This is a genomic window from Actinoplanes sp. NPDC026670 (genome assembly GCF_040638175.1).
Lineage (GTDB): Bacteria > Actinomycetota > Actinomycetes > Mycobacteriales > Micromonosporaceae > Actinoplanes.
In genome coordinates, this window is sequence record NZ_JBEZXU010000133.1 from 1 (window position 1) to 9,555 (window position 9,555).

Below are 9,555 nucleotides of genomic sequence, written 5' to 3' on the forward strand. Positions count from 1 at the left end.
GAACGTGGCGTCGATCTCACCGATGCCGGGCTGTTCGTGGGGACCTCGGCCGGTTCCTACTCGGGGGCGCCTGGGCCGCGCTGCGCTCCGGCCCACCGCAGGGCGCCTGGGCGCTGGCGGCCGGGGTGGCGCTGCTCGTGGCGGCCGGGTCGTTCGCCGCATCACGCTGGTCGCTGGAGCACGGGCGAGGCGGCATCCTCGGCTTCTGGATGTACATCCCGACGACCCTGCTGTTCGCCGTCGCGCTTGTCACGGCGTACCGCACCCGTTCGTTCGGGTCGGCGATGCGAGCTTCGGCGCTGGCCGGGGCAGCCGCCATGGTCGCTGTGCTCGCTGTCGGCATCCCCGAGGCCGTGACCTGGGCGAACCGGCAGGCCGGCTACCTCAGCACGGGCGACGCGGTGCCGCCCGACTGGCAGTCGGCGGTCGGTGACGTGCTGCGCCCGGAGTTCCTCGTCGCCATGACCGTCTTCTGGATCATCGGCGCGACCGGCGGCGCGGCCACCGGCACGGCGTTCGGACGGATGCGCGCCAGAACCCCGGCCGGTTGACCACCGCCATGCTGCCGACGAATCGGATCAGCATGGCGGGCTACCGCGGCCTACAGGTTGTTGATCCGGGCCAGCAGCTCTTCCTCGCTCAGGTTCTCCAGGACCGCGTCCTGCTTGCGGCCCAGGACGGCCAGCAGCTTCTCCTTCTCCAGCTTCTTGGCCGCCACCGCCTTCGCCGCCTGGTCCTCCGCGAGCCGTACGGCGATGACGTGCTTGACGACTTCCAGCTTGGTCTCCAGGGCCGCCTTGGCCGGATTGGTCTCGGTGGCCACGAACGACTCGGTGTCGATGGCCTTGAGCTCGGCGTTGACGGCCTTGGCCACGTCATCGAGGCTGAAGCCGGCCTTGGCCGTCAGCGGAAGCTCCCACAGCTGTTCCGTCGTCAGCAGACCCTTGGTCGACGGGTAGCGGAACTTCTCCCGAGTGGCCTTCTCGAAAATGGTCACGGTGTCCTCTCTCGGATGTCCGGGTAGGGAATTCAGAACTGGATGCTGAGCAGGCGACGCCGGCCGCCGGTCATGGTCACCTTGGCGACCACCGAATTGCGGACCGTGGAGCTGAATCCGAGACCGGACAACTGATCCGGGGACGGCTCACATTTGGTGCGGTCGCCGAGAACCTCGAACACCTTGCGGTGCGGGTGCAGGTCGCCGCGGAGGAATTCGTTGTAGATCCCCCGGGTCGGCTGGTCGTTCACGCACCCTTTCAGCATGAAGAAGTAATGGCGGTTGCCGACCTCGTTGTCGTCGAAGTAGTTCGGCGAGTACATGACGGTCGACACCGGCACGAACTGTTCGGTGGTGATGCCCCACAGGTCCTTGCCGGCGCTGCCCGATTGCATGTCCGCACCCGGCCGGAACGCGGTGATCACCTCGCCGGCGACCGTCATCCGGCCGACCTCGACAGTCTCCTTCTGGCCGACCGCCCGCTCGTGGCTGTAGTGCTCGATCCTCCCGTTGCTCTCGGTCTCGATCACGAAGCCGACCCGGGCGGTCTCGCGCTTGTGGAACTGGTTCACCTCGATCCGGTACTCACCGTCGGGGAGCTTGCCGGACCAGGTGACGTTCTCCACCGGCTCACGGGAGTACGGCCCGCTCGCGTTCATGTCGACGTCCAGCTTGTTGCGCTTGTCCTTGTACCAGATGTGGGTGCCGTCGGGCTCGTACACATGCAGGTCGAGGTCGTCGTGGTTGAACCAGGACAGGCTCACCCGCAGCTTGCCGGTGACGTTGCCGCCGGCCCGCTTGACCTTCTCCTTGATCGAGTCGGTGACGTTGCCGCCGTACGACCAGCCGAAGTCGTTGTCCCAGGTGAACAACCGTGGAGCGGCCGGGTTCCGGCCGGTGGTGAGGCTGACGAAGTGCGGCTCGTGGCTGTTGGCGACCCACAGGTCGATGGACGCGGCGCCGGGCAGGACGTCCTTCATGAAGGCGATCACCGGAATCTCCTCCGGCTTCGCGTCCCGCAGGCGCCCACCCGCCGGGCCAGTGGTGGCCGCCTGCATGAGCAGCCCCTCGATGCCGTCCTTCATCCGCGACTGCGTGTCGTTGTCGACCCACAGCACGTTGTTGACCGACACGTCGGACAGCCTGGCGAACCGGCGCTGCAACGACTCCTCGATGCCCAGCTCGTCGATGGTCTTCATGGCCGCCTTGACCATGGACGGGGTGATCAGCGCGGTGGGGCGCTGGTAGTTCTGCGGCGCCACCTTCGTCTCGAACGACCGGACCGCCTGCTCCAGGTCGACGCCCGCGGAGAGATCCTGGACGAGGGTGCCGATCACCGTGTTGCGGAACCGGGCCGCCGGGTTCGTCGCGTTGGCGAACACGAAAGCCCGCCCGTCGGCCGCCTGCGTCCACTGGTTCTGCAGCGACCGGAACTCGGTCACCGCCCGGCGGTGCTCCTCGCCGCGGTAGAGGGCGTTGTCGTCGATGAGGCCGACGACGGTGTCCAGCGCGTGCCGGGTCAGCTCGGCCAGGCCACGCTGGAACACCTGCACCGCGGCGTCGAAGGCGCCCCGCGCCGGGCCGACGTCCTGGACGCGGTGCCGCTTCTCCACCCGGCCGTGCAGGTGGTCCCACACCTCGACCTGACCGTCGCGCAGCGCCCGGGTGGTCTTCGTCCCGTACTGCGCCTCGGCCGACCGGAAAATGCCGGACAACGGCAGCGTGCCGACGAATTCGTCCATTGCCGCGGCGACGACCGAGAAGACCGGGTCGGAAACCGACACCCCGGACCAGACGGTACGGACCTGCCCGTTGTGAATCTCGACGACGTTACCGAAGTTCTTGACGAACACGCGGCACGTCGAGCAATCGTATTCGGACCGCTCCCGGAACCGAAGATTGGTGCCGGCCGGAAAGGATTCGAGAAAGGTGAGCCAGAGCGAGTCCCGGTCGAGACCGTCGCCGACCACGTACAACTCGCCCTTGGACATAGCGGACAGACGGGTAGTCACATCCGCCACGAACCGCTGGAAATCGTCCACCGTGTTATCCTCCTTGATCACTGAGATCCTATGGAGCGCACGCAATCGGAGAAACGTATTTCCGGCGGCCCTACGGCTGTCGCCCGTCCCGCTCGTCGATGGCGATCACGACCGCACCCAGGCGTTGCTCGGTCTCGACCCGGCGGTGGGCGTCCGGGACCTCCGTCATCGGGTAGACCCGGTCGACGATCGGCTGGATCTCACCCGCTTCGATCATCTCGGTGAGCGCCGCCAGATCCGCCCGCGATTCCGGCGCGAACGTGACGATGGCGGTCTTGTCGGTGAACCAATTGGTCGACACCGACCGGAACAGGACCGACAGGCGAGGATTGCCGTGCAGATAACGTCCGCCCGGCCGGAGCTTTCCGACCAGATTGCGGTACGGGCTCCCGGCGACCATGTCGAAGATGACGTCGAAACTCCGGTCCACGGTCGTCACGTCATCGGCGGTGTAGTCGACGAAATGGTCGGCCCCGAGGCGCCGGACGAGCTCCTCCTTGATCCCGTGGTCGACCGCGGTGACCTGCGCGCCCATCGCACGGGCGATCTGCACGGCGTGGGCGCCGATACTGCCGCCGGCCCCGTTGATCAGCACCTGCTCGCCCGGCTTGATCCCGGCGCGCCGCATGAAGTGCAGGGCGTTGAGCCCGCCCAGGGGGACCGCGGCCGCCTCGGCGAACGTCATGTTGCCCGGTTTGGCGCTGATGGCGGCGTCGCCCGGAAGAACGATGTACTCACCGTAGGCGCCCAGTCGTAGCCCGGTGCAGCCGTAGATCTGGTCGCCCGGGGCGAAGCCGGTGACCCGCCCGCCTGCCGACACCACCTCACCGGCGAAGTACATGCCGAGGATGTGCCGCCGCGGCCGGATGACACCGACCGCGAGTCGCAGCGGAAGCCAGAACCAATTGACCGAGTACCGGAAGCTTCTCAGCTCGCAGTCGGACTTGGTCGCCTCGGCCGCCCGGACCCTGATCAGGAGCTCCTGATCACCCGGGACCGGTGTGGGCACCTCCGCCAGTTGCAGGACGTCCGGCCCGCCATAACGGTGGTAGGTGACGGCTTTCACCGGGCCATCGGATCGGTTTCGCGGGGCGGCTGTCAACCCTTCGGCGGAATGCGGTTCTCGCGGCGGATGACCAGCCGCAGGCCCGACCAGATCTCGTCGATCGCACACACCTTGTTGTCGACCAGCCCGGTCGGCAAGGCGACGTCACGGACGACATCCTCGGTGACGTCGGTGGGCACCTTCGACGCCCGTTTCGGCCAGGCCACCCAGAATCCGCCGTCCTGGGCCATGCCACGCCTGACCTCGTCGAGGCGGGCCTGCAACACCTGCCGTTCGGTCACGAACAGCACGATCACGTCGGTCGGCGCGTCAGCGGCCAGACCGGGCCGGACGACGACCCCGCCGGGCAGCCCGTCGAGAGCACCCGCGAAGCCCACCGGCGCGTCGAGCAGCGCGACCCGGTGACCAGGTTTGATGCCGAGCTTGCGATACAGCGGCGTGCCCGAGTAGCCAGCCATGTCAGCCCCGCTGCCGTCGCGATCGTCGGTTACCCCGTGGATGGTAGCCGCGGGCGGAGCCTTCGCGGTGCGAGCGGCCCGAGAACCGACGTCACTACGCTGGCACGATGATCTCGCGTACCACGATGAAGCGAAGCGTCCGAACCACACTCGTGAGTGCGGTCGTCGTGCTGGCGTGCCTGTGGACACTGCGCGTGTTGTGGATGATGAGCTGGCTCGCTGAAAACGACGTGCCGCCGGCCTCGCGAATGCCGGACCTGCCGGCCGGAGCGAGCATCGTCGCGGAGGGCAGAGCATGCGGCTCCGGCGGATGTTGGTGGGAGGTGACGGTCGCACCGGAGGCCGGGCAGTCACCGGAGGACCTGGCCCGGGCGATGAATCTCTCCGAGGTGCAACGCAAGTGGCCGACCCTCCTGGATCCCGGATTCGTCTACGTGTGGGCCCAGCCGAGGGCAGGCCAGTTGGTGGTCCTGGTCAGCTACCGGAACTGACCGACGTCCGGCGGCGGTGTCCGGGACTTCCTCGTTTGGTGGCGTTGGCGCGTCACGGTGATGATCACCTAGAGTGGTTGACCGCTGACTCAAGGTTGCTAGAGTTTCGGCATTCCTCAATGGCTGTCGGGTCTTGGAGGCCGTGTGAGCAGAGTCGAGCTCGTCCGAGAGGTCGCCGACCCGGTGTTGGACGTGGTCTTCATACACGGCCTGGACGGGGACGGTCGGAAGACCTGGTCCAACGGCAGCAAGGAGAAGCCGTTCTGGCCGGCTTGGCTTGCCGAGGAACTGGAGGACGTGGCGGTCTGGGCAGTCCACTACGACGCATGGAAGGTCCGCTACCGCGGTCACTCCATGCCGATCAAGGACCGCGCCATGAATATTGCCGCCCTGCTGGGTACCGAGGACATAGGTGAACGGCCACTCTGTTTCGTGGCGCACAGTATGGGCGGCTTGCTGGTCAAAGAAATCCTCATGCATTCCGCCAGGGGCAGCACTGAGTTCCGCACATTCGCGACGACTACGGTCGGTGTTGTCTTTCTTGCGACGCCGCATGACGGATCATCCTTGGCGACGGCGCTCGACGCCTTTCGCCGCCTGGGTCGTACGACCCCGGCAGTCGAGGACCTCAGGCGGGAGAGTTCGGCCCTTCTGGCCCTCGGCAATGAATACCGGGACTGGGCGGTTCAGGCGGGGATTGAGCACCAAGTCTACTTCGAGAGGCGCCCGACGAAGGGCGTCTTCGTCGTCCAACCGTCATCAGGCAATCCTGGCCTGCCCGGGGTGCCGCCCATCGGCATCGACGCCAACCACAGCGGCATCTGCAAGCCACAGCATCGCAAAGAGCTTGTTTACGCGCGGGTCAAGAAGTTTGTCGGATCGCTCGTGGCCCAGGTCACCCGCCCGCCGCCGGCAGATCTTCCGGACTTCGTTCCCCGTCCGATTCACGGTCGCGAGGAAATCGTCGACTACATCGAGGCTGTACTCGACCGCCCCGGAACCGTGCTGGCCGAGCTCAGCGGCGTCGCTGGCATCGGCAAGACGGCTATCGCCACGCAGATCGCCCGCAAGGCTGCGCGCCGTGACCATGTCGCTTACCTCTCCGCGCACGGCTTCCCGGGCGTCACAGCGAACGCGGTGCTGATGAGCTTGGCCGAAGCAGTGACCGACGGCCGGGATCGGGATCGTCTGTGCGCGGAACTACCGACTCCCGAAGCGAACGCGGTGTTCAAGCTGGACGAGATCCTTGGCTGCCTTGGCACCGACCGTGTGCTGGTGATTGTGGACGACGCCGAGCGTCTGCAGGATGACGAGCACCTGCACCGCGACTCCGTCCTGAACGGCCTCCTCACCGCGCTCGCCGGACGTCGGGGTCACCAGGTGCGAATCCTCTTCGTCACGGCCGATCTTTTCCAGCAGGGGAACCTGTCGCGCCGGGACGTTCCGCGCGGGCTGGCTCGGGAGCCGTTCGCCGGATTCCTGGCCTATTTGGACGGGGAGCAGCCCGTGTTGCAGGGAACGATGTCGCCCGAGGAGCTGTGGCGGTCCCTCGACGGCCATCCCCGGATGGCCGAGCTGATCTACGGCATCCGTGCCTCCGGATCGCTGGCACCGGTCCGCAGACTTGCCTCGATCCCGGCCACGGAGCTGCTCGGCAGCGAACTGATGGACAGCCTCAACGGCCTCGATCGGCAGATCGTGACGACGCTGGCGGTCTTCGGCCGACCCGTGCTTGCAGCCGGGGTGAGTGCCCTAACTGGTGCACCGGAGGACGAGGTCCGTGCCGGGCTCGCTCGCCTGCACAAGCGGCGAATCGTTCGGCGCGGCCGGGACCGCTACGCATTGCCGCCCGCGGATGGAGAGCACCTGACTGCGGAGATTTCGGACGCTGAGTTGGCAGGACTGCGCCAGCGGGCTGCCGCCTACTTCGAGAAGGCAGCCGAAAGCCGCAAACCAAAGAGACTGGATGATCTCGGCGACCACCTGGACGCCATCGATCTATACGTGCTCGCGGGCGATACCGGGCATGCGCTGAACCTCATGAGCGATCTGGACCGTTCCTGTCTAAAGGAGTGGGGCCAGACAGGAATGCTGGTTCCTTGGTTGCGGCGGTTGACCCGGGAAGGGCTCACCGACCTGTACGACCAGGTTGTCAACACGTCGCTGTTGGCGCGGGCCCTAGCACAGCAGGGGAACCTCAGGGCAGGAATCGAGTTCACCCAGGCGGCCCTCGATATCAACGCCACCCTCGGCTTCTCGGAGACCCAACTCAGCCTGCTGCTCCAGATGGCCCGCTACCTCTTCCGCCTCGGCGCGGTCAGGTCCGCGGCCGGGTGTTACCAGGAGGTCCTCGGGCTGAGCGGCGCCGGTTTCCCAGTCGCCCAGGCCCATCTCGGACTAGCTCTGTGTGCACAGGAGAGCGCCGAGTTCGACTCCGCTACGCATCACCTCGACGAGGCAGATGACTACCTCGCCCGATGTGAGGGGGTCGGCACTGCCGAACCGTTACTCGGAGCGCGCATACTCTTCGCGCGGGCTTGCGCATCATACGAACTGGATGGGTACCGCCGCTGCCGGGAACTTCTCGTGTGCGCCAGAGAGATGGCTCATGAGAACAAGGGACGGGTGCTTGTCGCGCGCTGCGATGACCTGCTGGCCCGCACCGAATGGTGGCGCGGTGACCTGGAGGCGGCCGCGACGTCGGCCAAGCGGGCGTGCCGTGCGGGTGTCGAGGCCGGCGATCCCTACCTGCGCCAACTCGCCCAAATCACCCTCGCTGTCGTTCGGCTGCGTCAGGGGAACGTCGAGGAGGCGATGGCAGCGGCGAGCACCGCGTCGCTGCCCGCCGGCACTGCCGGTGCCGCTGAAGCCTCCGTGCTGCTCGGGATTGTCCTCACGCGTACCGGCGCCGACGACGAACGCGCGATCCGGGCCTTCACCGATGCGGCCGAGTGGGCAGGTGAGCTGCTCATCCGAGAGCCTTCGCGTTACTTGGTGCGCGAAGTTCGCGGACTGGCGTTGGCCGGGCAGGCCCTCCTTGATCCGGCTCAGAGCGAGATGCCAGCCCTCCTGACGTTCCAGCGGGCGATCGGGCCGACGGACAAACCTGGCCCCCGGCACCGCCGTCGCGAACTTTTCGGCGCGTTGGTCGCCGGCCGATCCGACGAGACCCTGCCGCAGTTGCGGGATTTGCTGGAGTGACGCCGTCTGCTCAGAGCCAGCCCCGGGCCTGCGCTTTGATCAGCGCATCGGTCCGGTTGCCGGCACCCAGCCGGGCGTACAGGTCACGCAGCAGCCGGAACATCATCCGCTCGGAGTAGCCTACGTCCGACGCCAGCCGGCCGATCGTTGTGCCTCGCGCCAATTCGCGTAGCCACTTCCGCTCTTCCGGTGACGGCCGGTCGGGCGGGTGCGGCACGTCGGCGAGGGCGGAGAGCGCGCGCAGCACCTCGACCGGCACGAGACTCTGCCCCCGTACGGCCGCACCGAACGCTTCCCGAAGCGCAGAGGGGCTGGTGTCACGCGGGACCACACAGGACGCTCCGGCGCGAAGCGCCCGCACCGAGGCCGCCACCGAGGCCTGCTCCAGAAGGGCGACCAGAACGATCGCAGACGACGTATGGTGCAACGTCTCGAGCAGTTCCCAGTCGGCCTCTGACTGTACCGTGACGAGCACCGCGGCCGAATCCTCACCGCGCACCCAGCCGAGCAGGTCATCCGGTGCCTCGGTCTCGAAGCCGGCATCCCGGAGGATGGCCATCACACCCCAACGGAACACGGGTAGAGGGTCTGCGACGGCGATCCGCAGAAACATCGCGTCGCACCTCCGAATGTCCGGTCGCTCAGGCGTTCGATGGCGGAGTTCTGCCATCGACATGGCGTCATGGACGCGTCGATCTCCAGCTACTTAACGTGACTTTATGTCCACACAGGGTGATCCTTCCGAGCCTTCGCTCCCTCGGGCTCGTCCGTCGCGAGATCCTAACTTTCGGGCCGCGCCAAGCGTCGGCAACCTGGCGAAGTTACGGGCGGATCTGGACGCCTGCTTCGGCTGGACGGCCCGAGCGGCTCCGGTACTCGCCAGCCATCTGGAGGATCTGGAGGCCCTTGCCAGCTGGTTGTACGGCGCGGCTGCACCGTCTCGGCACGGCGAGCTCCGCCAGGCCAGCGCTGCCCTCCAGCACGCGGCGCGCAATCTCGAGCAGCTCGTGGCCGATCTCCGGGCGGCGCAGACTCACGGAAAGAACTACATCGAATACCCCGCGCGCGGCGGATCCGCGGGCCGACGCCGGTGAGACGTGTCCGGGTCCGTGGACCCTGGGCGGTGGAATTGGCTCACACTCGGCTACGTATCGCCGAACCATGCGGTGGTGGCGCCGAGTGTCCGACCAACGGCAGGACGTCCGGCGGCGGGGGGGGGGCCGGGCCCGGGGGCAACGACCGCCCGCCCCCGCGCCAACCAGAGCGGTTGTTGTGAGACGACAGGGCCAGAATCGAACGC

The 9,555-nt window shown here is 67.2% G+C and carries 8 protein-coding genes; 3 read left to right on the top strand and 5 right to left on the bottom strand.

Annotated elements, in window-relative coordinates:
• The coding region (locus AB0E94_RS51890; RefSeq protein WP_360344094.1) for a hypothetical protein at window positions 1-551 on the top strand (551 nt) is incomplete at its 5' end.
• A 50-nt stretch (window positions 552-601) separates the two neighbouring features.
• Here AB0E94_RS51890 and AB0E94_RS51895 read toward each other — a convergent pair.
• The 4 genes from AB0E94_RS51895 to AB0E94_RS51910 all read right to left on the bottom strand — a co-directional run bounded on the left by AB0E94_RS51895 (window position 602) and on the right by AB0E94_RS51910 (window position 4,563).
• Complete coding sequence (locus AB0E94_RS51895) at window positions 602-997, bottom strand: hypothetical protein (RefSeq protein WP_360344097.1); 396 nt, start codon at window positions 995-997, stop codon at window positions 602-604.
• 32 nt (window positions 998-1,029) lie between these two features.
• Complete coding sequence (locus AB0E94_RS51900) at window positions 1,030-3,039, bottom strand: hypothetical protein (RefSeq protein WP_360344100.1); 2,010 nt, start codon at window positions 3,037-3,039, stop codon at window positions 1,030-1,032.
• A gap of 70 nt (window positions 3,040-3,109) precedes the next feature.
• Window positions 3,110-4,105, bottom strand: coding sequence for an NAD(P)-dependent alcohol dehydrogenase (locus AB0E94_RS51905; protein ID WP_360344103.1), 996 nt, complete (start codon window positions 4,103-4,105; stop codon window positions 3,110-3,112).
• Between the two features lie 32 nt (window positions 4,106-4,137).
• A complete protein-coding gene (locus AB0E94_RS51910; protein WP_360344106.1) occupies window positions 4,138-4,563 on the bottom strand; it encodes a DUF3052 domain-containing protein in 426 nt (141 codons plus the stop codon).
• Between the two features lie 107 nt (window positions 4,564-4,670).
• Between AB0E94_RS51910 and AB0E94_RS51915 the strand changes: the two genes are divergently transcribed.
• Together AB0E94_RS51915 and AB0E94_RS51920 are read left to right on the top strand one after the other, a co-directional pair.
• Window positions 4,671-5,054, top strand: coding sequence for a hypothetical protein (locus AB0E94_RS51915; RefSeq protein WP_360344109.1), 384 nt, complete (start codon window positions 4,671-4,673; stop codon window positions 5,052-5,054).
• 144 nt (window positions 5,055-5,198) lie between these two features.
• Entirely contained in the window at window positions 5,199-8,255 is a 3,057-nt protein-coding gene (locus tag AB0E94_RS51920) for a hypothetical protein (protein WP_360344112.1), read from the top strand.
• A gap of 10 nt (window positions 8,256-8,265) precedes the next feature.
• On the opposite strand, the gene AB0E94_RS51925 is transcribed toward AB0E94_RS51920, so the two are convergent.
• Window positions 8,266-8,832 (bottom strand): hypothetical protein, encoded by a 567-nt coding sequence (locus AB0E94_RS51925; protein ID WP_360344115.1) that lies wholly within the window; start codon window positions 8,830-8,832, stop codon window positions 8,266-8,268.
• Window positions 8,833-9,555 lie beyond the last annotated feature (723 nt).

Excerpts from the sequence above, each read along its gene's own strand:
- AB0E94_RS51910 (WP_360344106.1), bottom strand. The coding sequence starts at position 4,563 with ATGGCTGGCTACTCGGGCACGCCGCTGTATCGCAAGCTCGGCATCAAA.
- AB0E94_RS51915 (WP_360344109.1), top strand. The coding sequence starts at position 4,671 with ATGATCTCGCGTACCACGATGAAGCGAAGCGTCCGAACCACACTCGTG.